16 protein-coding genes are annotated in these 22195 nt (G+C 75.1%); 2 read left to right on the top strand and 14 right to left on the bottom strand.

Translation table 11 applies throughout. The features are described 5' to 3' along the window. Positions 1 to 176: 176 nt before the first annotated feature. Positions 177 to 1625, bottom strand: a complete 1449-nt coding sequence (locus O2W17_RS16925) for an amidase (RefSeq protein WP_269193613.1) — start codon at positions 1623 to 1625, stop codon at positions 177 to 179. 47 nt (positions 1626 to 1672) lie between these two features. On the opposite strand from O2W17_RS16925, the gene O2W17_RS16920 reads away from it, so the two are divergent. After that, a complete protein-coding gene (locus O2W17_RS16920) occupies positions 1673 to 2338 on the top strand; it encodes an MBL fold metallo-hydrolase (RefSeq protein ID WP_269193612.1) in 666 nt (221 codons plus the stop codon). A 27-nt stretch (positions 2339 to 2365) separates the two neighbouring features. Here the strand turns inward: O2W17_RS16920 and O2W17_RS16915 are convergent, their stop codons facing one another. The 7 genes from O2W17_RS16915 to O2W17_RS16885 form a co-directional block, all read right to left on the bottom strand. Continuing rightward, positions 2366 to 3418, bottom strand: a complete 1053-nt coding sequence (locus O2W17_RS16915; RefSeq protein ID WP_269193611.1) for a phosphotransferase — start codon at positions 3416 to 3418, stop codon at positions 2366 to 2368. Further along, entirely contained in the window at positions 3415 to 4629 is a 1215-nt protein-coding gene (locus tag O2W17_RS16910) for an aminoglycoside phosphotransferase family protein (protein ID WP_269193610.1), read from the bottom strand. Before O2W17_RS16910 ends, O2W17_RS16915 begins: the two co-directional genes overlap by 4 nt. After that, on the bottom strand, positions 4616 to 6502 hold the full coding sequence (locus O2W17_RS16905) for an ABC transporter ATP-binding protein (RefSeq protein ID WP_269193609.1): 1887 nt from the start codon (positions 6500 to 6502) through the stop codon (positions 4616 to 4618). The genes O2W17_RS16910 and O2W17_RS16905 overlap by 14 nt, the downstream gene beginning before the upstream one ends. Next, positions 6499 to 7683: a glycosyltransferase family 4 protein gene (locus O2W17_RS16900; protein ID WP_269193608.1), complete on the bottom strand. Its 1185-nt coding sequence runs from the start codon at positions 7681 to 7683 to the stop codon at positions 6499 to 6501. Before O2W17_RS16900 ends, O2W17_RS16905 begins: the two co-directional genes overlap by 4 nt. Then, positions 7683 to 8954, bottom strand: a complete 1272-nt coding sequence (locus O2W17_RS16895; protein WP_269193607.1) for a glycosyltransferase — start codon at positions 8952 to 8954, stop codon at positions 7683 to 7685. The genes O2W17_RS16900 and O2W17_RS16895 overlap by 1 nt, the downstream gene beginning before the upstream one ends. Next, positions 8941 to 10230 (bottom strand): glycosyltransferase family protein, encoded by a 1290-nt coding sequence (locus tag O2W17_RS16890; protein WP_269193606.1) that lies wholly within the window; start codon positions 10228 to 10230, stop codon positions 8941 to 8943. The genes O2W17_RS16895 and O2W17_RS16890 overlap by 14 nt, the downstream gene beginning before the upstream one ends. Before the next feature lie 184 nt (positions 10231 to 10414). Then, entirely contained in the window at positions 10415 to 10696 is a 282-nt protein-coding gene (locus O2W17_RS16885; protein WP_269193605.1) for a hypothetical protein, read from the bottom strand. A gap of 107 nt (positions 10697 to 10803) precedes the next feature. Between O2W17_RS16885 and O2W17_RS16880 the strand changes: the two genes are divergently transcribed. Continuing rightward, the gene (locus tag O2W17_RS16880) at positions 10804 to 11394 is read left to right on the top strand and encodes a sugar O-acetyltransferase (protein ID WP_269193604.1); all 591 of its coding nucleotides are present in this window, start codon (positions 10804 to 10806) and stop codon (positions 11392 to 11394) included. A 103-nt stretch (positions 11395 to 11497) separates the two neighbouring features. Here the strand turns inward: O2W17_RS16880 and O2W17_RS16875 are convergent, their stop codons facing one another. The 6 genes from O2W17_RS16875 to uvrB all read right to left on the bottom strand — a co-directional run bounded on the left by O2W17_RS16875 (position 11498) and on the right by uvrB (position 22076). Next, on the bottom strand, positions 11498 to 13147 hold the full coding sequence (locus O2W17_RS16875; RefSeq protein ID WP_269193603.1) for a M28 family metallopeptidase: 1650 nt from the start codon (positions 13145 to 13147) through the stop codon (positions 11498 to 11500). A gap of 225 nt (positions 13148 to 13372) precedes the next feature. After that, the gene (locus O2W17_RS16870; protein WP_269193602.1) at positions 13373 to 15364 is read right to left on the bottom strand and encodes a S9 family peptidase; all 1992 of its coding nucleotides are present in this window, start codon (positions 15362 to 15364) and stop codon (positions 13373 to 13375) included. A gap of 61 nt (positions 15365 to 15425) precedes the next feature. Next, entirely contained in the window at positions 15426 to 16526 is a 1101-nt protein-coding gene (locus O2W17_RS16865) for a TerC family protein (protein WP_269193601.1), read from the bottom strand. A gap of 220 nt (positions 16527 to 16746) precedes the next feature. Then, positions 16747 to 17919 (bottom strand): TerC family protein, encoded by a 1173-nt coding sequence (locus tag O2W17_RS16860; RefSeq protein ID WP_269193600.1) that lies wholly within the window; start codon positions 17917 to 17919, stop codon positions 16747 to 16749. A 306-nt stretch (positions 17920 to 18225) separates the two neighbouring features. Beyond that, on the bottom strand, positions 18226 to 19809 hold the full coding sequence (locus O2W17_RS16855) for an alpha/beta hydrolase domain-containing protein (protein ID WP_269193599.1): 1584 nt from the start codon (positions 19807 to 19809) through the stop codon (positions 18226 to 18228). Positions 19810 to 19958: 149 nt separating this feature from the next. Then, on the bottom strand, positions 19959 to 22076 hold the full coding sequence (gene uvrB, locus O2W17_RS16850; RefSeq protein ID WP_269193598.1) for an excinuclease ABC subunit UvrB: 2118 nt from the start codon (positions 22074 to 22076) through the stop codon (positions 19959 to 19961). Positions 22077 to 22195 lie beyond the last annotated feature (119 nt).

The following is a 22195-nucleotide window of genomic DNA, read 5'->3' as shown; positions in this document are numbered from 1 at the left end:
TCCCTGTCGGTCTCTGGTGGATGTCACCGGGTGGATGTGCGGATGGTGCTGTGCTCGGCGGCCGTCCTGCTCCGGTCGCAGCCACCCGGTGCAACGCGCCGGCGACCGGGGGTCGTCCGCCGGGAGATGTGAGCTGCGCCCGGTCCCGGCGGCGGTGCGGCCGTGGTCGGGACCGATCAGGCGGTGGTCGCGGCCGCCGGCCCGGTCGGGTCGAAGACCGGCGCGTACCGCCGCCACGGCTGCCGCGCCTCGAGCTCTCCGGCGATCCAGAGTAGTAGCCCCTCGGCGCCGGGCGGGCCGACGAACTGGACCGGTACCGGCAGCCCGCCCGGCCGGGTGCCGGCCGGGAGCACCGCGGCCGGGATCCCGGCCAGGTTCCAGGCCGCCGTCCAGGGCGCCCACCGGGCGTTGGCCGTGAGGTTGGCGAGGAAGGACCGCTCGTGCCACGGCCGGGCGGGCAGCGGCGGGCCGGTGGTGACCGGCGTGAGCAGCAGGTCGACGTCGTCGAAGAACCCGATCATCCGCTCGCGGAAGCGCTCCTGGGTGCGCGGCCGCACGAGCCCGAGGCGGCGCACCACCCGGCCCATCCGGGCATGGGTGCGGCTGCGGGCCTGCAGCTCGGCCCGCGGGATGCCGAGGAACTCGGCATCGTCCTCCGCACCGGCCATCCAGCGCACCACCGCGCCGAAGGCGGCCGCCGGGGTGATCGGCGGCGTCCGGCGGACGACGGTGTGCCCGGCGGCGCGCAGCTGCGCCACCACGGCGTCGACCGCGGCGCGGACGGGGGCGTCGCCACCGAGGCCGGGGACGGGCGACCGGGTGCTGACGGCGATGCGCAGCGGGCGCCCGGGATCGGCCGGCGGGGCCGGCTGCTCGCCGGCGAGGACGGCGTGCGCGACGGCCAGGTCGGCCACGGTGGTGGCCAGCGCCCCGTTGACGGCCATGCCCGACCAGTCGTTCGCGCCGATGCCGCCGGGGACGACGCCGACGCCGGGCTTCAGGGTGACCAGACCGCAGGCCGCGGCGGGCAGCCGGAGCGAGCCCATGCCGTCGTTGCCGTGCGCCACCGGCACCGACCCGGACGCGACCGCCGCCGCGCTGCCGCCGGAGCTGCCCGCGGGCGAGAGGGCGGTGTCCCAGGGGTTGCGGGTGACCGTGCCGGGCCCGTCGGTGGCGGCGTAGAGGCAGAGCTCGGGTGCGCGGGTGATCCCGACGATCACCGCCCCGGCCTTGCGCAGCCGGGTGACCACGGCGTGGTCCTTCCGCTCCGGCTCGGACCGGCGGCCGGGCGAGCCGTCGGTGCAGGTCTCCCCCGCCACCTGCACGTTGTCCTTGATCGCCACCGGGACGCCGGCCAGCGGCAGCGCGAACCGGGTCAGGCTGGCGTCGACCGCCGCGGCCTCGGCCAGCGCCGCCTCGCGCCGGACGACGCGGAAGGCCCCGACGCGGGCGTCGACCGCCTCGATGTGGTCGAGGTGGGCGCGCACCACCTCGACGGCCGTCAGCTCCCCCGCCCGGACCCGGGTGGCGATCTCGGTGGCCGTCAGGCCGACGATCGGCCCGCCGTCCCGCGCACCGCCCCCCGCTCCGCCCTGAGCAGTGCCGACACCTCCGCTAGCGTCCATACCTGGACCGTAACGGCGGCCGCCGACACTTTCCGAACGGAGTCCGGATGAGCACCTCTACCTACACCGGGGACGTCGCGGTGGGTGGTCCCGCCGACGTGCGCGAGCTGCCCGGGCTGACCATCACCAAGGTGGCGGTGAGCGAGATGGCGAACAACGCCTACCTGCTGCGCTGCACGGCCACCGGCGAGGCGCTGCTGGTCGACGCCGCGGCGGAGCCGGAGACGCTGCGCGCGCTCATCGGGGGCACCGACCTGCGCACCGTCGTCACCACCCACCGCCACTGGGACCACCACCGGGCCCTGCCCGACGTCGTCCGGGAGACCGGCGCGGTCACCGTCGCCCACCCGGCCGACGCCGCCGAGCTCCCGGTGCCGGTGCAGCGGCCGGTGGAGCACGGCGATCCGGTGACCGTCGGCGCGCAGGTGCTCGAGGTGGTGCACCTGCGCGGGCACACCCCGGGGAGCATCGCGCTGGTCTGGCGCGGCCCCGGCGACGCCGGCGTGCACGTCTTCACCGGCGACAGCCTCTTCCCCGGCGGGGTCGGGAAGACGTGGTCGGCGGAGGACTTCGCCAGCCTGGTCGACGACGTCGAGCAGCGGCTGTTCGCCGTCCTGCCCGACGAGGCGTGGGTCTACCCCGGGCACGGCAGCGACACGACCATCGGCGCCGAGCGCCCGCACCTCGCGGAGTGGCGCGAGCGCGGCTGGTGACCGGCCGGACCGGGCAGCCACGCAGCGTCAGCTGACCGGTGCGCCGGGGCGGAAGGCGTACACCGCGGCGAGCCGGAGCCGGGTCGCCGCCGCGTGGGCGGGCACCCGGTCGAGCGTGGCGCCGGAGGGCCGGTACCCCTCGAGCACCGCCTCCCGCAGCACCGCCGCGTCCCGGAGGAGGCCCTGCCGCTCGCGCAGCTCCAGGTGGACGAGCAGGTTGGCCAGGTCGAGCGCCGGCTCGCCCGCCGCGAGCAGGTCGAGGTCGAGCAGCCCGACGGAGCCGTCACCGGCCACGAGGACCTGCCGGTCGTGCAGGTCGCGGTGGAGGAGCACCGGCCGCCCGGCCGGCCCGGCCGCCAGTGCACCGGCCGCCTCCTCGACGCCGGCGATGTCCGCCGCACCCCACGTGCGGGCCAGCTCCGACCACCGGCGGAGCACCGCCACCTCGGCCGCCGCGTCGTGCACCGGCGTGCCCGGCGGCACCGGCGCCGCGTGGAGCGCCGCGAGGGCGGCCCCCAGGGCCCGGCAGGCCGGGACCGCGGCGGGCGAGCCCAGCAACTCGTGCAGCGGCCGGCCCGGGAGCGCCGCCGTGGTCAGGCGGCCGAGCCGGGGGTCGGAGCCGATCAGCCGGGGCGTGCGCACGGGCAGCCCGGTCACCCGCTCGGCGGCGAGGAGCAGGTCCGGCAGCCGGTCCGGCCGCACCACCTTGGTGTAGACCGTCGCCCCGCCGGGTCCGGGGTGGCGCAGCACCGCGCGCCGCTCCGGACGGTGGGCCAGCAGCGCGGCGCCCGGTGCGGCGAGCAGGTCGCCGAGGCCGCGCAGCCGGCGGTCGGCGCCCCGCGGCTGCAGCACGAGCCGGCCGCGCACGGTCGCGCCGACCGTCGCCGAGGCGACCGCCCGGGCCCGGTCCGGGTCCGCGAACCACTGCCCGGCGGTCGGCGCCCCGCCCAGGGCGATCTCCAGCAGCAGGTGCTCCGGGCTGCGCGGCCAGGCCCGCAGCAGCCGACCGCCCCGGCTCCCGACGTCGGCGCCGGCGGTGGCCAGCCGGGCGGCCGCTCCCCCGCCGTCCGCACCGCTCACGGCAGGACCTCCTCGGCCGCGTCCAGCGCGCGGACCACACCCGCCTCCCACGAGGGGGCGGCCAGCCGGAAGGGCTCGGGCGCCCGGCGCAGCAGCGCGGCGGCCGTGTGAGCGGCCAGCTGCCGCGCGGGGGGAAGGGGCCGGGTGGTCGCGTAGCCGGCGAGCACGGGGCCGACGTCGCCGTCGTGCCCGGTGCCGTCGAGGCGCGCGCTGGCGGTCATCGACCCGAGGTCGACGGCGGGGTCGTCGAGGGCCACCTCGTCGAGGTCGGCGAGCGCGGGGCCGTCCGGACCGACGACCACCTGGTCGGCCGAGAAGTCGCCGTGGGAGACCCGCAGCCCGGACGGCGGCCGCAGCTGCCTGCCGATGGCCTCCGCCAGCCCGAGCGCCCGGCCGGCCTGGGCCGGGAGCAGCCGCGCCACGAGGGTGGCGGCCGCCCGCGCGCTCTCCGCCGCCGCACCGGAGCGGCGCGGGCGCAGCCCGGGTGCCGGGTGCTGGTGCAGCTGGGCGAGCACCCGGCCCGTCGGCCGGAGGAGGTGCCCCCGGTCGCCGGCCGGGAGGTCGCTCAGCGCCTGCCCGGGCAGCCATTCCATGACCGTCAGACCCAGGCCGACGTCGGCGGCGACGACCCCCGGGGTGCGCACCCGGGCCGTCCCGAACGCGGTGAGCGCGGCCAGCAGCTCCGCGCTGACCGCCGGCCGGTGGACGCGCAGCAGCAGCGGGTCCCGGCCGGCCGGGGCGAGGATGCCGACCCACCGGCGGGCGGGCTTGTAGCGCAGCACCCGGACCGTGGCCGCGTCGAGCGGCCACCCCGGGAGCAGCGGCGCCAGGACCGCAGCCGGGCCGCCCCGCCCGGCCAGCGCGGCGATCGCCGGCAGGTCGCGGTCGGCCTCGCCGGTGGTGAGCAGCAGGTGGCTGCCCTCGTCGACCGCGAGGACCGTCCCGCTCGAGGCGCGGAGGCGGGTCTTGCCGAGCTTGGGCGAGCTGTCGGCGGACCAGGCGCCGAGCACCGCCGGGACCGGGCCCCCGCCGGTGCGCAGCTCCAGGCCGAGGACGCAGCTCGTGCCGGGCTTGTACCGGAGGTAGCGGCGTCGCCCCGGTCCGAGGCCGCGCCCGGCCAGCCAGCCGGCCAGCAGGTCGTCGTCCAGCAGCACCGGCAGACCCGGGAGGGCCCGGTCGCGGGCGGCGAGATCGGCGTCAGCGGGCCGCACGGGGGAACTCCTCGGGACGGGCCGGCGGCCGCTCCGCCGGCACGCCGCGGACCGGGACGGCCGGGGGCGGAACCGCCGGCAGCGCGACCGGGCCGGGCGGCAGGATCTCCTCGGGCCGGCCGGCGCGGACGATCCGGCCGTCCTCCATCCAGAGCACCCGGTCGGCGTTCCGGGCGGCGGCGAGGTCGTGGGTGATCACGAACGTGGTGCGCCCGCGGGTCAGCCGGGCCAGCGCCGCGGTGACCTCGGCCTCGGTGTCCTCGTCGAGCCCGGTGAGCGCCTCGTCGAGGACCACGATCGGGGCGTCGCGCAACGCGGCGCGGGCGATGGCGATCCGCTGGCGCTGCCCCCCGGAGAGCGTCGAGCCGCGCTCGCCGACCACCGTGTCGTAGCCCTGCGGCAGCAGGGTCACGAAGTCGTGCGCGCCGGCGAGCCGGGCGGCCGCCTCGATCTCCTCCTGCGTCACCTCCCGGTCGACCCCCAGCGCGATGTTCTCCCGCACCGGAGCGGCGAACAGCACGCTCTCCTGCAGCACGATCGACACCTGCGCGCGCACCGACGCGACGGTGAGGTCGCGCAGGTCGTGCCCGTCGAAGGAGACGGTGCCGGAGTCGGGGTCGCGCAGGCGGGAGAGCAGCGAGACCAGGGTGGACTTCCCGGCGCCCGAGGGGCCCACGACGGCGATCCGCTCCCCCGGCCGGACGCGCGCGCTCAGCCCGCGCAGCACCGGGTGCCCCGGCTCGTAGGCGAGGTGGACGTCGTCGAACTCGACGTAGCCCAGGAGCGCGGGGCACGGGCGCGCCCACGGGGCGTCCCGCAGCTGCGGCTCGACCTCCAGGACGTCGACGATGCGCTCCCCCGACGCGGCCGCCTTGGAGATCCGGCCGGTGTACTTGGCGATGTCGCGCATCGGCTTGAACGCCGTCTTCAGGTAGGTGAGGAACACGGTGAGCTCGCCGGGGGTGAGGTCGCCGGCGAGGACCTGCCGGGCACCGACGTAGAGGACGACGCCGGTGGCCAGGCCGACGAGGACGTCGGTGCTGCGTTCCAGGCCGGCGGAGAGCCGCTTGGCCTGCACGCCGTCGCGCAGGCTGCGCTCGTTGCTGCCGCTGAAGCGCTCCTGCATGCGCGCCTCCAGGGAGTAGCTCTGCACGACGGTCATCGCGCCGAGCGACTCCGTGGCCAGCGAGGCCAGCGCCCCCTCGGCCGTGCGCTGGGTCCGCGAGACACCGCTGATCCGCCGGGTCAGCCGCACGCTGACCAGCCCGAAGATCGGGAACACCAGGAGCACGACCAGCGCCAGCTGCAGGTTGAGCACGGCGATGACCACGAGCATCCCGAGCAGGGTGACGACGTTGCCGAACAGCGGCAGCGCCGCGGTCACCGTCGCCTCCTGCAGCCGGCCGACGTCCCCCGTGACGCGGGTGACCAGGTCACCGGTCCGGGCGCGGTCGTGGTACCCCATCGACAGCCGGTTGAGGTGGGCGTACAGCTCGCTCCGGACCCGGGTGAGCACCCGGTTCCCGGCCAGCGCGAAGCAGAGCGTCATGGCGAACGAGGCCAGCGCCCGCAGCGCGATGACCCCGAAGACGGCGACGGAGGCGACCACCAGCACGGCGCCCAGGTTGTCGGGCGGCGCGACGGAGAGGTCGGCGCCGGCGGCGACCACGACCGCGTCGATGACCCACGCCAGGGGCCAGGGCTCGAGCAGCCGCATCGCCACCTCGACGAGCAGCGCGAGCAGGCCCAGGACCAGCAGGCCGCGCTGGCTGCGCACGTGCGGGGCGAAGCGGCGCAGCGTGCGTCGCAGCCCCGGCACCGCCGAGCGCAGGCCGGTCGGCCGGTCCCGGCGGATCGCCCGGACGGCCCTCACCGCGGCCCCCCGGGCACCGCCCGCACCGGTCCCGCCGGCGTCCCCAGCGCGTGCGCCAGCGAGCGGCGGACGACGTCCCGCCACGCGTGCCTGGCCACCGCGGCGGCGCGCCCGTCGGCGCGCAGCCGGGTCCGGGCGTCCGGGTCCCCGCGGAGCGACACCAGCGCAGCGGCCAGCGCCACGGCGTCGCCGGGCGGGACGAGCACGCCCAGCGGCCGCCCGCCGGGACCGCTGCCGAGGACGGCCGGCAGCTGCCCGACCCGGCTGGCGACGACCGGGAGCCCGGCGGCGAGGTACTCGTACACCTTCAGCGGGGAGAAGTAGCTGTCCGCGTCGGCGGGATAGGGCGCCACGCCGACGTCCATCCGGTGCAGCTGGGCCGGCACGTCCTCCGGCGGCAGCGAGCCGGTCGCCTCGACCGCGACGCCGAGCTCGGCCGCGCGGGCGAGCAGCGCGGTCGCCGTCGGCCCGTCGCCCACCAGCAGCAGCCGCCAGGTCGGGTCCTGCGCCGTCAGCGCGGCGACGGCTTCGACCAGCGTCTCCACGCCGTGCCACAGCTTGAGGGTGCCGACGAAGCCGACCGTGAACGGTGTTCCCGACGCCGGGGTCACCGGGCCCGCGGCCGGCCGCACCCGGTCGACGTCGACGCCGTTGGGCTCGGTGTGCACCCGGTCGGGGCGGCCGGACCTCGACCGGGCCCAGTCGGCGACCGCGTCGCTGACGCACACGACGGCCGTCGCCGCGGAGAGGGCCGCGCCGGCGACGGCCTCGGCCCCCGCGCGGTCGGCCAGGGACCGGTGGGTGGCCTGCTCCCGGGGCAGCGGCGCGTTGACCTCCAGCACGCTGGGCACGCCGGCGGCCTGCGCCCACGCGGTCGCCGTGCGACCCCACAGGGAGTACCGCTCGTAGACGAGGTCGGGGCCGATCCGGTCGAGGCAGGCACCGACCGCGGCGTCGCAGGCCTGCGCGGAGCGCTCCCGGTCGCCGTCCCTCCCGGTGACCGGCGGCAGGCCGTGCAGCCGGACGCCGGCCGGTGGTGCGCCGCCCGGGCGGGGGCTGAGAAGGTGCACCTCGTGCCCGTCGGCGACCAGCACGCGCAGCACCGCCTGCAGGTGCACCGAGGCGCCCTTGCGGCCGATGACCGGGATGCCGGGGTCGGTGCAGACGACGGCGACGCGCATCAGCCGGCCACCCCGGCGCGCGGCCGCTCCGCCGGCGCGCCGGCCGGGGCGGCGGGCGCAGGCGGCGGGAAGCCGGCCGCCACGCCGGCCGCCTGCCGGCGGGCGTCGAAGTCCGCCTCGATGCGCTGCCGGGCGGCCGTCGCCAGGCGGGTGCGCAGGCCGGCATCCCCCAGCAGCCGGTCGAGGGCGGCCGCGAGGGCCCCCGGATCGCGCTCGGGCACCAGGAGGCCGGTCTCCTCGTGCCGCAGGACCTCGGGGATGCCGGTCACCGGCGTCGCGACGCACGGCGTCCCGAGCGCCATCGCCTCCAGCAGCACGGTGGGCAGCCCGTCCCGGTTCCCGTCGGCGCCGACGACGCAGGGCGCGGCGAACGCGGCGGCCGCGCCGACCACCGCCCGCACCTCCTCCTGGGTCAGCGCCCCGGTCATCGTGACGGCGTCCCGGAGCCCCAGGCGGTCGAGCCGGGCGGCCAGCTCGGGCCCCAGCGGGCCGGTGCCCACCAGCTGCACCGAGACGTCCCGCCCGCGGGCGCGGAGCAGCGCGACGGCCTCCAGCAGGTCCCCGAACCCCTTCTTCTCCACGAACCGGCCGACCGCGGCCACCACCGGCGGGCGGTCCGCCGGCGAGGTGTGCGGGAAGGCCGCCAGGTCGAGGCCGTTGTAGACCCGCCGGACCCCGTCGGCCGCGGGCCCGAAGCGTGCGCGCAGGTGGCCGAGGTTGTAGTTGCTGATCGTGACGACGTCGGCGGCGTCGGCGAGCTTGACGCGCAGGTCGTCGTCGCTGACCTCGCTGTGGAAGATGTCCTTCGCGTGGGCGGTGAAGGAGTACGTGATCCCCGCCAGCCGGGCGGCGAGCCGGGCGACCGTGGTGGCGACCGACGCGAAGTGGGCGTGCAGGTGCGTGATCCCCGCGGCGCGGGCGGCCAGCGCCAGCTCCACCGCCTGCACGGCGTCGCGGGCGTCGGCGTCCCACAGCTCGTCGGCGTGCCGGGCCAGCTCGGGCAGCTCGGCGCGGGCGTCCCGGAACGCCGTCCACAGGTCGTCGGCGCGGATGCTCGACGAGCGCAGGTAGGTGACCGGCGTCCGCAGGCGGGCCAGCGACTCGTGGAAGCGGCCGTCGGCCGGTGGCCGCAGGGAGAACACCGTGAGATCGAGACCGCGCTCCTGGTGGGCGAGCAGCTCGGTGACCACGAAGGTCTCGGAGAAGCGGGGGTACATCTTCAGCACGTAGCCGACCCGGGGCGCGGGGACTACCGGGTCAGGCCGCTGCACGGTCGGCTCCCCTCGGCGCGACGCGGACGTCGCCGCCGGCCGGCTGCCCCTGGGCGGGGGCGGGCTGCGTGCCCAGCAGGCGGTCGGCCAGGGAGGGGACGCGCTGCAACCCGTCCAGGTCGACCGGGGTCCCGGGCGGCGCGGGCGTGCTGACCGCGGCGGCCAGCCACGCGCCGAGCACGGCGCTGGTCAGCCCGGCCGGGTGGCAGTAGTCGAGCAGGCCGCGCGCGGCCAGCCGCTCGGCCCGCAGCAGCTGCTCCGCCCGGGGGCTCACCCGGGGGACCACGAGCGCCCGGCTGCCGGCGGCCAGCACCTCGCAGACGCTGTTGTAGCCGCCCATCGACACCACGGCGGCCGCGCCGGCGATGAACTCCTCGCTGTCGGGCACGAAGTCCAGGACGGTCAGGCGGTCGCCGGCCGCGGCGGCCGCCGTGACGGCGTCGCGCACGGACCGCTGCATGAACGGGCCGGTGAGCAGCACGCCGCGGTGGCCGTCGGGGAGCGGTGCCGCGGCGAAGGCCCGGGCCAGCTCCTGACCGTCCTGCCCGCCGCCCACCATGCAGAGGACGTAGGGCCCGGCGGGCGGGGCGACGCGGGCGGTCGGACGGGTGCGCGGGCGGACGGCGGTGCCGCGGCCGTGACCGAGGTACCCGGTGTGCTCGACCATGGCCGCCACCTCGGGCGGCAGGCGGTACTCGACGACCGGGTCGTAGACGCCGGGATCGCCGTAGACCCACACCGCGTCGTAGTAGTCGGTGAGGACCTCGGTGGTGGCCGACCGCGCCCACTCGTCGATCGCCACCTCCGGGCGGTCCAGCACCTCGCGCAGGCCGAGCACGACACGGGTGCCGCCCAGCTCGCGCAGCGTGCTCAGCGCCGGCAGCAGCTCGCCGCGGATCCCGGCGGCGACCTTGTCCACCACCAGCAGGTCCGGCGCGAAGGAACCGAGCGCGGCGTCCAGGATGCGTGCCCGGACGTCGAGCACCACCTCGAGCGGGCTGACCAGCGCCCGGGAGGCGTAGTCGCCGTCCCCGGTCTTGCGGATGGTCGGCAGGGTGAGGACGTCGGTGCGCGGCGGCAGCGGCAGCATCGCCGCCTCCGGGTTCCCGGTCAGCAGGAGCACGTCCGTGCGGGGGTCGGCCGCCACCAGCGCGGCGGCCAGCGCGATGTTGCGGCGCGTGTGCCCGAGGCCCTGGGTGTCGTGCGAGTAGAACGCGACCCGCCGCTGCCGCGATGGGACCGGGGCGGGACGGGAACGGTGGAGCGGCAGCGACATGAGGTCCTCCGGCGACGAGGACGTGGACGTCCGGTGTCGAGTGGGTGACCTCACCGTTCCCCGCGCCGGTGGCATCCCGGTGAGCCGCGGATGAGAGAGCCCTCATCCCCGGGACGCCCGGCGCCCGCGCGGGGGCCGGCTCGGGACGGCCCGACCCGGACGGCGCCGTCCGGGTCGCCGCGTGTCAGTCCTCGGTGAAGAGGGCGACCAGCTCGTCGGCGGTGCCGGGGACGTGCAGCGGCAGCACCGACACCGTCCACTCCGGCTGCCGCTCGTCGACGCCGAGCGCCAGGTCCCACGCGGCCCGCGGGGTCAGCGGGCCGAAGCAGGCGTCGTCGCCGTCCTCGCCGAGGTCCACCTCGACCAGCCAGTTGTCCGACAGGTCCGCCGCGAGCTCGGAGAATTCCGGGGGTGAGTCGTCGTCAGGTTCCGGGGAGTCGATCCGGACCGGGTAGATGAGCGCCATCCTGCGCACGCTAGGCCCCAGCGGCCGGTTCGACACCTCTTCCCGGGACGGGAACGGCGATCCCGCGCCGCCCGCCGGCCGAGCGTGCGGCTGCGTAGGTCCGGCGCGTGACGACCGCACCGGAGGACGACGGCCGCTCGATGCGGGAGCGGATGCTGGCCGGCGAGCTCTACCTCGCCGACGACCCCGAGCTCGGTGAGCTGGGCGCGCGCGCCCTGGACCTCGCCGACGCGTACAACGCGACGTCGGCGCGGCAGGGGCCGCTGCGCCGGCGGCTGCTGGCCGAGCTGCTGGCCTCGGTCGGCGAGGGCACCGAGATCCGGCCGCCGCTGCGGGTCGACTACGGCCGCCACCTCTCGATCGGTGCCCGCTGCTTCGCGTACTACGGCCTGGTGGCCCTCGACGTCGCACCCATCACCATCGGCGACGACGTGCAGATCGGGCCGAACGTGCAGCTGCTGACGCCCACCCATCCCGTCGAGGCGGAACCGCGGCGGCAGAAGTGGGAGGCCGCGCTGCCCATCGTCATCGGCGACAACGTCTGGCTGGGCGGCGGTGCCATCGTGCTGGCCGGCGTGACCATCGGCGCGAACACCGTCGTCGGCGCTGGCGCCGTCGTGACCCGCGACCTGCCGGCCGACGTGGTCGCGGTCGGCAACCCGGCGCGCGTCGTCCGCCGCCTGGACGAGCCCCGGTAGCCGACGAGCCGCCGTCGGCGTTCCCCGCGGGAACGCCGACGGCGGCTCGAACGGTCGGGGTCCGACGGTGGCGCGGCCGGTGCGGCCGCGCCACCGTCAGCGGTCAGCCCGTGGTGTCGTGGTCGTGACCGTGGTCGTGCTCCAGGCCACCGCCGCCGGCGGCCTCCGCGAACGTGCCCCGCGCGCCCGCCGGGGCCGGCAGCTCGAACGCCGGCCCGGGGACCGGCCGGCCCTTCACGCCGTTCACCGACTCCGTGGAGAAGGCGTAGGTGAGCATGGCGAAGGCCATGACGTCGCTGTTGACGTCCAGCGCGTCCAGGGCGAGGTTGTCGATGTCGTCGCAGGCCTGGTGGTAGCACGGGTCGAACGACTCACCCGCGGTGCCGCCCCAGATCGTCGCCTGCTCCGGCGTCTTCACGACCTCCGCGCCGGTGAACAGACCACCGGAGGGGATGCCGGCCTCGATGAACGCCTGGTAGTCGCTGCGCCCGGAGTACTCGGCGTCGTCGTACGGCACACCGATCGAGGTGTAGTACGACTCGAAGAGGTCCTCGATGGCCGTGGAGCCCTCGGGGATGACCACCGGCGCCTCCCAGGTCGACTGGTCGGCGTCGTAGACCATCTGGACGTAGTTCGGCGAGCCGACCATGTCGTAGTTCAGGTAGAGGGCGATGCGGTCCCGCTCGGCCTGGGACAGCTTCTCCACGTAGCTCGCCGAGCCGACCAGCCCCTGCTCCTCCGCGGCCCACCACGCGAACCGCAAGGTGTTGTGCGGCTTCATGCTGGCCATCGACAGCGCCGTCTCGAGCAGGGCCGCCGACCCCGAGCCGTTGTCGTTGATGCCGGCGCCCTCGGTGACGCTGTCGAGGTGCGCGCCGGCCATGACGACGTTGTCCTTGTCCCGGCCCCGCACCTCGGCGATCACGTTGTAGTCCGTGCGCGTCTCCGCCGGGAGCACGTTCACGTAGGCGGTCGCGCCTTCCTCCGCGAGGGCCACGCCCTGCGCGAAGCTGGCGCCCACCACGGGGATGCTGTGCGTGACCGTCCTGCCGTCGCCCAGGGTGGCCGCGTTGGCGACGATCAGCTCCATCCGGTCCTCGCCGTTGCCCTGGTTGAAGATGACCACGGCCTCCGCTCCGGCTTCATCGGCGTTGAGGGCCTTGTCCCCGAAGTTGCAGAAGCCGCGCTGGACCAGCGCGATGTCCGCGTTGCCGCTCCAGTCCACGCCGGCGAAGTCCTCCGCCTCGCAGCCGCTCGTGGAGGCGGCCGGATCCGTCAGGTTGATGTCGACGGGGACCACGGTCCCCTCCACCTCGCCCGAGCCGCTCCCGGTGAAGACCCCGGTCTCGTACTCGGCCGCCACCGGGGTGAGCTGCCGCAGCTCGGCGGGGAAGTTCACCGTGACCTCGACCGGATCCAGCGTGACGTCCAGGCGGGCGTCCCGCAGCATGCCCGCGACGTACTCCACGCTGTCGGCATAGCCGTCCGTGCCCGCCGCGCGGCTGCCCGGGTAGTCCGGGTCGTCGCTGTTGTCGGCGATCTTCTGGAAGGCGCGCTGGTGCTCGAGCACGTCCTCGAGGTCCACGCACTCGAGCAGCTTGGCGTAGGTGATGTTGTGCCGGCGGTCGCACGAGTCGCGCGGTGCGGCGATGGCGGTGGTGGGCATCGCCAGGGCGAACAGCAGTGCGCCGCTGCCCAGGGCGATCGTTCGAGCCGCCGTCCGTCGTGCGGACGCGGTCCGTCGTTGGCTCACGCTCGATCCCTTCGATCGGTGCTCGCCGGCGGGGTGGCCGCCGGCAGTCGACACCGTTGTCGACACCGGGACCCTCGCCCCCGCGACCCGGGTTGCATAGGCGGTCGAGCGGCCGGGGCGGTTCCACGCGCCCGGTGGGCGGCCCTGGCTCCGGACGACCCGCCGGTGCCGACCTGCGCGTTTGCTGTGATGCGAGTCACGACACGCAGAGCGATGACGAATGACTCAGGGTGGGCCTAGTTCACCCACCGTCAGCGCGGAGGCACCCGGTGCGGTCGTGGGGAGCCACCGCCCCCACCACCGCAGGAGGTGCTCGAAGCGCGCCAGCCGGTGCCTCGGCCGGCCGGTGCGCGGGAGGTCGTGCCCCTCCCCCGGGAACAGCAGCAGCTCGGTCGGCACACCCCGACGCGCCAGCTCCACGTAGAGCCGCTGGCCCTGCTCCAGGGGCGTCCGCCGGTCGTCCTCCGCGTGGACGACCAGGGTCGGCGTGCTGATCGACCCGGCCTGCGCCAGCGCGCTCTGCGCGGCCAGCCGCTCCGGATCGGTGCCGAGGTACTGGTCGGTCAGGTACCAGCCGACGTCGGAGGTGCCGGTGAAGCTGGCCGGGTCGGTGACCGCCCGCTCCACCACGGCGGCGGCGAACCGGTCGGTGCGGGCGATGAGCCGGGCCACCAGGTACCCGCCGTAGGAGCCGCCCGCGATGCCCACCCGGTCCGCGTCGAGCGCCGGGTCGCTCAGTGCCGCGTCGAGGAACGCGAGGACGTCGTCGGCGTCCGGCCCGCCCCATGCACCGCGGATCGCACGACCGTGCTCGGCGCCGTAGCCCGACGAGCCTCGCGGGTTGCACTGCACCACCGCGTAGCCCGCCGAGACGTACACCTGCGTCTCGTCGAGCAGGCCCCGGTCGTACTGGCGGAACGGCCCGCCGTGCAGGGTCAGGAGAACCGGGTGCGGGCCCGGCCCCGGCGGCGTGGTCACCCACCCGTGCACCGGGTAGCCGTCCGGCGCGGGAGCCGTGCGCTCCTGCGCCGGGAACAGCCGGCCGGTCGCACCCAGCTCGCGGCCGAACCCGGTGAGCAGCCGGCGCCCGCCGTCGGTGAGGGCAAGCAGCTCCCCCGCCGACCGGTCGTGCGCGACGGTGGCGACGACGACCCCCGCGGCGGCCGCGATCCCCCGGACCGCGAACGGCCCCTCGACGAGCGTCTCGGGCGCGCCGCCGTCCAGGGGCACGCGGAGCAGCTCGACCGTGCCCCGCCGCTCCACGCCCACCAGCACGGCGTCGTCGGCCAGCACGGTCGCCGCCGTGGCGTCCCCGCGCTGGTGCAGCTCGGGGTCGAGCAGCGGCACGAGCGGCCCGCCCTCGGCGGGCAGCCGGCAGGGCACCGCCTGCCGGGCGACGACGTCGAGCCCGTCGGGGCCCCGGTCGGGGACGGCGGTGACCACGAGCGACGAGCCGTCGGGGGTGTACGCGGGGTGCGCGCAGTCGGCGCGGGACCCCGTGAGCCGGCGCAGGCCGGTGCCGTCGGGCTGGACGGCGTGCACGTCGCGGACCAGGTCGCGGCCGGCCCGCTCGTGCCGCGCCGAGACGAACGCCAGCTCGGTGCCGTCGGGGCGCCAGGTGACGTCGGTGCAGTCGGCGTCGCCGCTGGTCACCTGGGCCGGCCGCGGCTGCGGGGCGGCGTCGTCGGCGAAGTCCGCCGGCAGCGCGACGACGAAGACCTGGCCGGGCCGGTCGTGCAGGAACCCCACGCCGTCCAGCCGGTACGCCAGCGTGGTGATCAGGCGGGGTGGCTCGGCGGCCGCGTCGACGCCGGGCACGGTGCCGTAGCGGCCGTGCTCGGGCACCCGGGCGACGTAGGCCAGCCGGCGCGAGTCCGGCGACCAGACCGGCGCTCCGGCGCCCAGCGGGTGGTCGGTCAGCCGGCGCGGGGCGCCCCCGGCTGCGGGCAGCACCCGCAGCTGCGGGCGGCCCCCGGCCTCGGCACCCCGGTAGGCCAGCCACCGCCCGTCCGGGGAGAACACCGGATCGGTGTCCCGGTGACCGGAGGTCAGGGGCCGGGCCGGGGCCGCGCCGTCGGTCGGGACCGCCCACAGCTGGCTGCGGTACTCGTCCGCCTCGAGGTCGGGCCAGCCGACGGCCACGACCGCCATGCGTCCGTCCGGTGAGATCGCCGGCGTCCCGGGGACGCGCAGGAGCGCGAGGTCGGTCGGCCGCATGCCGGCGACGCTAGCCGAGCTGCCCGGCGGGTCCGCCGCCCCCGTGCGGGGGCGGCGGGCCTCAGCGCTGGCCGGCGCTCTTGCCGGGGTCGTTCTGCTCGGCGATCCGCGCCTCGGCCGCGGCCGCGGCCTCGGGGCCGCCGGTCGGGACGGACTTCGCCGTCTCGGTGTCGACGTCCGGCGGACCGGCCGTGGCGAACTGGCCGCGGGTCTTCACCAGGCTGGCCACCGTGGCGACCACGAGCACGCCCAGGATGATGGAGAGCGAGAGCCAGATCGGGATCTCGGGGATGCTCTCGAGGGGCTCGCGCTCACCGGCGAACGGCAGCTGGTTCTCGTGCAGCGCCTCGAGGATCAGCTTGACGCCGATGAAGGCCAGGATGACGGCGAGCCCCAGGGAGAGGTACACCAGCCGCTTCAGCAGGCCACCGAGCAGGAAGTACAGCTGGCGCAGCCCCATGAGGGCGAAGACGTTGGCCGTGAAGACGATGAACGGCTCGCGGGTGAGCCCGAAGATGGCCGGGATGCTGTCCAGCGCGAAGATCAGGTCCGTGGTGCCGAGCGCGAGGATCACCACGATCATCGGCGTCCACATCTTCTTGCCGTTCTCGGTCACCCGGATCTTCGCGCCGTGGTAGTCCTTCGTGATCGGCAGGACCTTGCGCATCCGCCGGATGAAGGCGTTCTCCTCGTAGTCCTCGTCCTCGCCGCGGTGCTTGACGAGGTTGATCGCGGTGTAGATCAGGAAGATGCCGAAGATGTAGAAGACCCACACGAACCGCTCGATGACCACGGCACCGATCAGGATGAAGATCCCGCGCAGGACGAGCGCGATGATGATGCCGATCATCAGCGCTTCCTGCTGGAACTTCCGCGGCACCTGGAAGCGGGCCATGATGATCACGAAGACGAAGAGGTTGTCGACCGAGAGCGAGTACTCGGTGAGCCAGCCGGCGTAGAACTCCGTGGCGTAGGTGCCGTTCGTGAACGCCAGCATGAGGACGCCGAAGATCAGCGCCAGGCTGACGTAGAAGCTGACCCAGAGGCTCGCCTCCTTGATGGAGGGCTCGTGCGGGCGGCGGGCGACGATCGCGAGGTCGGCGAGCAGCAGGACGGTGAGCCCCACGAACGTCGCGATCTCGAACCAGGCGGGGAGTTCCATGCGGGCGAGTTCCTCCGGAGGCAGGCGTCGGCACCGGAGGTCTCTCCCACCGCCGGCCCAGGGCCGGCGACCGGCAGCACCGGAGATCGTGGGATCTCGTGATGACGACACTGCCGCGGGGGGATACTCCCCTCCATCGTGCGACCCCGTCGCCGTGCAGGCGCCGTCGACTGCGAGCACCGGGGTACGTGGCGCACACCGTACCCCGGCGCACCGCCGTCTACCGCCGGAGCGATCCGTCCGCCCGGCGCGCCGTCCCGTCGTCCGCGGCTCGACCGCCGTCGCCCACGCCGCGGCCGAGCGGGTCGGGGGTGGCGTCGGTCCGGACCGCCGGGTCGGCACCCGCCGGCCGCTCCTCGGCGGCCAGCCCGGCCGGCGCCTCCGGGATCGCGGACTCCGCCCGCAGGCGCGCGTGCTCCTCCCGGTCCCGCCGGCTCCGCGCCAGGCTGGCCACCGTCGTCACCACGAGGGTGACCAGGATGACCGAGAGCGACAGCCAGGTCGGCACCTCGGGGATGAGCGTGATGTGCTCGCCGCCGTTGAGGAACGACAGCTCGTTGGTGTGCAGCGCGTGGATGACGAGCTTGATCCCGATGAAGCCGAGGATCACGGCCAGGCCGTAGGCCAGGTACACCAGCCGGTCGAGCAGCCCGTCGATGAGGAAGAACAGCTGCCGCAGCCCGAGCAGCGAGAAGGCGTTCGCGGCGAAGACCAGGAAGGTCTCCTGGGTGAGGCCGAAGATCGCCGGGATCGAGTCGACGGCGAAGATGACGTCGGCCGTGCCGATGGCGATCAGCGCGATCGACAGGGGCGTCAGGTAGCGCTTCCCCTGCTGCTTCACGGTCATCCGGTCGGAGTGGTACTCGTCCGTGGTGCGCAGCCGCTTGCGCGCGAACCGCAGGACGGCGTTCTCCTTGTAGTCCTCCTCCTCGCTGTGCCCCCCGCTGCGGGCCTGCACCCACGCGGTGTAGATGAGGATGGCGCCGAAGAGGTAGAACACCCAGCTGAAGTTGGCGATGGCGGCGGCGCCGACGGCGATGAAGACCGTGCGCAGGGCCAGCGCGAAGGCGATGCCGAACAGCAGCACCTTCTGCTGCAGCTCCCGGGGCACCCCGAAGCTCGCCATGATGATGACGAACACGAAGAGGTTGTCGACCGACAGGCTCTTCTCGGTGATGTAGCCGGCGAAGTACTCACCGCCGAACGTGGCGCCGTAGAAGATCCAGATCAGGATCCCGAAGACGACCGCGAGCGCGACGTAGACCGCCGACCAGATCGCGGACTCACGCAGCGACGGCGCGTGCGGTGTGCGCACGTGGCCGAAGAAGTCGAAAGCGAGCATGGCGACGATCGCGGTGACCGTGATCGCCCACACCCAGAACGGGACGTCCAAGAAAAGCCTCCGGTGAACTGGCGGTTGTCAGTTTGGCCGGAGGTCTCTCCCACCGCCCGGACGGGCGGCCGACGGGCCGGGGACCGCAGAGGATCCCGTAATGACGACCCGGTCGCGTCGGGATACTCCCCTCCACGAACCCGGAGCCGTGCAGACGACATCGCCCGCACGTCCCGTGTGGTTCGAGGGGTCAACGCCCCGGGATCCCGAGGAGTTCCCCGATCCCCGAGAAACAACCCCGGGGCAGCCGGGCAGCGGCGGGGTGCCCGGCCGCACCGGCATCGTCGCCGGGCGGCCGGGCCGCTGTCAGGCCGTGGCGGCCAGGTACGCCGCGCGGGCGCCGGCCAGCATCCGCTCGCGCTCGGCGGCGGCGAGGTAGCCGGCCCGGATCTGCTGGTCGACGGCGGCGGCGTAGCGCACCAGGTAGCCCTCGACCGTGCCGTACCGGGCCTGCAGCTCCTCGGCGGTGAACGGCTGCCACCCGCCCCAGTTGCCGCACACGTCGGTGATCGACGACGTGCCGACCGGCGACAGCGCGACCGGCACCGGCCGGCCCAGCGGGACGACGGCGTCGGGGAACCGCACGCCGCCGCGCGGCATCGCGGTGTCCCGATCCACGACGGGGACGGCGAGCTGCACGCCGGGGAGGCCGTTGAAGGCGGCCGGGTCGTCCGCCGGCGCGGGCCGGAGCTGGAAGACCGCCGGCTCGGGCAGCCGCCCGCGGTCCGCCCCGCCGGGGGGAACGATCGCGGCGAGATCGGCCACCAGGGTGCGCAGGTACGGGTCGTAGGTCAGGGGGTTGCGCGCCACGACGGTCCCGCCGTTGCACCCGAGGGCGCCGAACACCAGCGCGTCGGCGAAGCCGAGCCCCGCGTGCGGTGCCGGCCAGTCGTAGCGCCCACCGCCCCGCGCGTGGCCGCGCTCGGCGGTGAGGCTGGCGCGCAGGCGGTAGTAGTCGGTGTAGGTGGCGACGTCGACGAACAGCGGGTCGCTGGTCCGGCGCGTCAGGATCTCGTCGCGGCGGAGCGGGACGCCGTCCTCCAGGACATAGGGCCGCTGGGGCGCGTCGCCGGCGAGCTGGTTGATCGCCAGCCAGTTCCCGGCGCCGGAGACGGCGAGGGCGGCGTCGTAGACCCCCCGGCCGGTGCGGTCGTCGACGTTGAAGCCCTCGGCCACGAAGGTGTTCACGAACCACGCGCTCTGGCTGATGCCGGCGAGGACCGACGACCGGTAGGACGGCAGGGCCGGGGCGCCGGTGGGACGGGCGGCCGGCTGCTCCAGCAGGCGACCGAAGTCGCGCACGATGACCTCGCCGACGCCCTGGGCGGTGGCGGGCACGCCGGCGGCGATGCCGGTCTCCCACTGCACGCGGGCGTAGGACATCTCCTGCTCGGCCAGGAAGCCGAGGCCCAGGCCGTCGGGGTAGACGGCGGCGGTCGGGTTCCGCGCGTCCGTCCCGAGGGCGAACTGCTCCAGGGAGAGCAGGACGGCGGGGCGGCCGCGGTTCTCCGCCTCGACGAGCACGACGTCCTGCACGCCGGCCCCGGGCGGTGCGATGAGCTCGAACTCCGCGCTGTAGCGGTAGCCCTCGTCGTCCATGACGAGGTCGGCCAGCCCGGCGACCTGCTCGCGCGGGTCCACCACGCCGTGCACCACCCCGGTGGTGCGCTGCCACGTCCGGTCCCCGACGCGCAGCGGGCTGGTCGTCGCCTCGACGGCGGTGATGGCCGACGACAGCGGGGGGCCCTCGCGACCGGGCGCCTCCTCGGGCAGCCCGGGGCGGACGGGTCCGGCCAGCGCGGGGCCGGCGGTGAGGGACAGGGCAGCGGTGAGCGCGATCGTGGCGGCGGTCAGGCCGCCGCTCGTACGCCGGGAACGCAACGGGGGCACGCGGGAGCCTCTCGACCGGGGGATGTGCCGCGAACGTACGTCAGCTGTGACGTGCGTCGCCTTCCGGGCTTCCGCCGGCCCGCGCACCCGCTGCACCACCGGGGCGCGGCCGGGCCAGGTGTGGCCGGGCCGCGTGCCGCTCCGCCGGATCAGGCGTGCGCCGCGTCGAACTGGCGCAGCTCCTTCTTCAGCTCGTTCAGCTCGTCCCGCAGCCGGGCGGCGACCTCGAACTGCAGCTCGCGGGCGGCGGCGAGCATCTGCTCGTTCATCGTCTGGATCAGGTCGGCCAGCTCGGCCCGGGGCAGGCCCTGCACGTCGATGGACCCGGCCTTGGCCTTGCTCTTCGACGACAGGCCGGGAACCGGCGACTTCCCGCGGGACTGCTGACGCCCCGATCCGCCCAGCAGCTCGGTCGCCGCCTCCATGTCCTCGGCCGCCTTGTAGATGCCGTCGAGGATGTCGACGATCTTCTTGCGCAGCGGCTGGGGGTCGACGCCGCGCTCGGTGTTGTAGGCGATCTGCTTCTCGCGCCGCCGGTTCGTCTCGTCGATGGCCTGCGCCATCGACGGGGTGATCTTGTCGGCGTACATGTGCACCTGGCCGGAGACGTTGCGCGCCGCGCGGCCGATGGTCTGGATCAGCGACTTCCCCGAGCGGAGGAAGCCCTCCTTGTCGGCGTCGAGGATCGCGACCAGCGAGACCTCCGGGAGGTCCAACCCCTCGCGCAGCAGGTTGATGCCGACCAGCACGTCGTACTCGCCCTGCCGCAGCTCGCGCAGCAGCTCGACCCGGCGCAGCGTGTCGACCTCGGAGTGCAGGTACCGCACCTTGATGCCGAGCTCGAGCAGGTAGTCGGTGAGGTCCTCGGACATCTTCTTGGTCAGCGTGGTGACCAGGATCCGCTCGTCCTGCTCGGTGCGGAGGCGGATCTCGTGCACCAGGTCGTCGATCTGGCCCTTGGTCGGCTTGACCACGACCTCCGGATCGATGAGCCCGGTCGGCCGGATGACCTGCTCCACGACGTCGCCCTGGACCTTGCCGAGCTCGTAGTCGCCCGGCGTCGCCGAGAGGTAGACCGACTGGTGGATCCGGTCGGTGAACTCCTCCCACTTGAGCGGGCGGTTGTCCATCGCCGACGGGAGCCGGAACCCGTGCTCGACCAGCGTGCGCTTGCGGCTCATGTCGCCCTCGTACATGCCGCCGATCTGCGGCACGGTCACGTGCGACTCGTCGACGACCAGCAGGAAGTCGTCGGGGAAGTAGTCGATGAGACAGGCGCCGGCGCTGCCGGGCGCGCGACCGTCGATGTGCCGCGAGTAGTTCTCGATGCCCGAGCAGAACCCGACCTGGCGCATCATCTCGATGTCGTAGGTGGTGCGCATGCGCAGCCGCTGGGCCTCCAGCAGCTTGCCCTGCCTGTCCAGCTCCGCCAGCCGCACCTCGAGCTCCGCCTCGATGGAGCCGATCGCCCGCTCCATCCGGTCAGGACCGGCGACGTAGTGGCTGGCCGGGAAGACGAACAGCTCCTCGACCTCGCGGACGACCTCGCCCGTCAGCGGGTGCAGGTAGTAGAGCCGCTCCACCTCGTCGCCGAACATCTCGATCCGGACGGCGAGCTCCTCGTAGACCGGGAAGATCTCGATCGTGTCCCCTCGCACCCGGAACGTGCCGCGGGTGAAGGAGAGGTCGTTGCGGGTGTACTGCTCGGTGACCAGGGTGCGCAGCAGCTCGTCGCGGTCGCGCTCCTCCCCCAGCTTGATCTTCAGTGCGCGCTCGACGTACTCCTGGGGCGTGCCCAGGCCGTAGATGCAGGAGACGGTCGAGACCACCACGACGTCGCGCCGGGTGAGCAGGCTGTTGGTCGCCGAGTGCCGGAGCCGCTCGACCTCCTCGTTGATCGAGGAGTCCTTCTCGATGTAGGTGTCGGTCTGCGGGACGTACGCCTCGGGCTGGTAGTAGTCGTAGTACGAGACGAAGTACTCCACGGCGGCGTCGGGCAGCAACTCCTTGAACTCGTTGGCCAGCTGCGCGGCGAGCGTCTTGTTCGGCGCCATCACCAGGGTCGGGCGCTGGACCTGCTCGATCAGCCAGGCCGTCGTCGCCGACTTGCCGGTGCCCGTGGCGCCCAGGAGGACGACGTCCTTCTCCCCCGCGTTCACCCGCTCGGCGAGCGCCGCGATGGCCGCCGGCTGATCACCCGCGGGCTCGAACTCGCTGACGACGCGGAAGCGCCCCTGGGTGGGCCGGAGATCGGTGGTCGTGCGCACGCCGTCGACGGTACGTCGCGGGTGTGACAGGACGCGTCGCGAGCGCCGGCCGGCGACCACTGGGGCACCGGCGGGAGGAGCGGCAGGGCGGGTACTTGTCTCCCGGCCGCGACCGCCCT

It is taken from the genome of Blastococcus sp. VKM Ac-2987 (assembly GCF_026967805.1).
Classification (GTDB): Bacteria; Actinomycetota; Actinomycetes; order Mycobacteriales; family Geodermatophilaceae; genus Blastococcus.
Note: the sequence above shows the minus strand (reverse complement) of the source record. Positions and strands in the feature narration are given on the sequence as shown.

Bases quoted from the DNA above. Each gene is read 5' to 3' on its own strand.
- O2W17_RS16925 (WP_269193613.1), bottom strand. From the start codon at position 1,625: ATGGACGCTAGCGGAGGTGTCGGCACTGCTCAGGGCGGAGCGGGGGGC.
- O2W17_RS16920 (WP_269193612.1), top strand. From the start codon at position 1,673: ATGAGCACCTCTACCTACACCGGGGACGTCGCGGTGGGTGGTCCCGCC.
- O2W17_RS16900 (WP_269193608.1), bottom strand. From the start codon at position 7,683: ATGCGCGTCGCCGTCGTCTGCACCGACCCCGGCATCCCGGTCATCGGC.
- O2W17_RS16890 (WP_269193606.1), bottom strand. From the start codon at position 10,230: ATGTCGCTGCCGCTCCACCGTTCCCGTCCCGCCCCGGTCCCATCGCGG.
- O2W17_RS16885 (WP_269193605.1), bottom strand. From the start codon at position 10,696: ATGGCGCTCATCTACCCGGTCCGGATCGACTCCCCGGAACCTGACGAC.
- O2W17_RS16870 (WP_269193602.1), bottom strand. From the start codon at position 15,364: ATGCGGCCGACCGACCTCGCGCTCCTGCGCGTCCCCGGGACGCCGGCG.
- O2W17_RS16865 (WP_269193601.1), bottom strand. From the start codon at position 16,526: ATGGAACTCCCCGCCTGGTTCGAGATCGCGACGTTCGTGGGGCTCACC.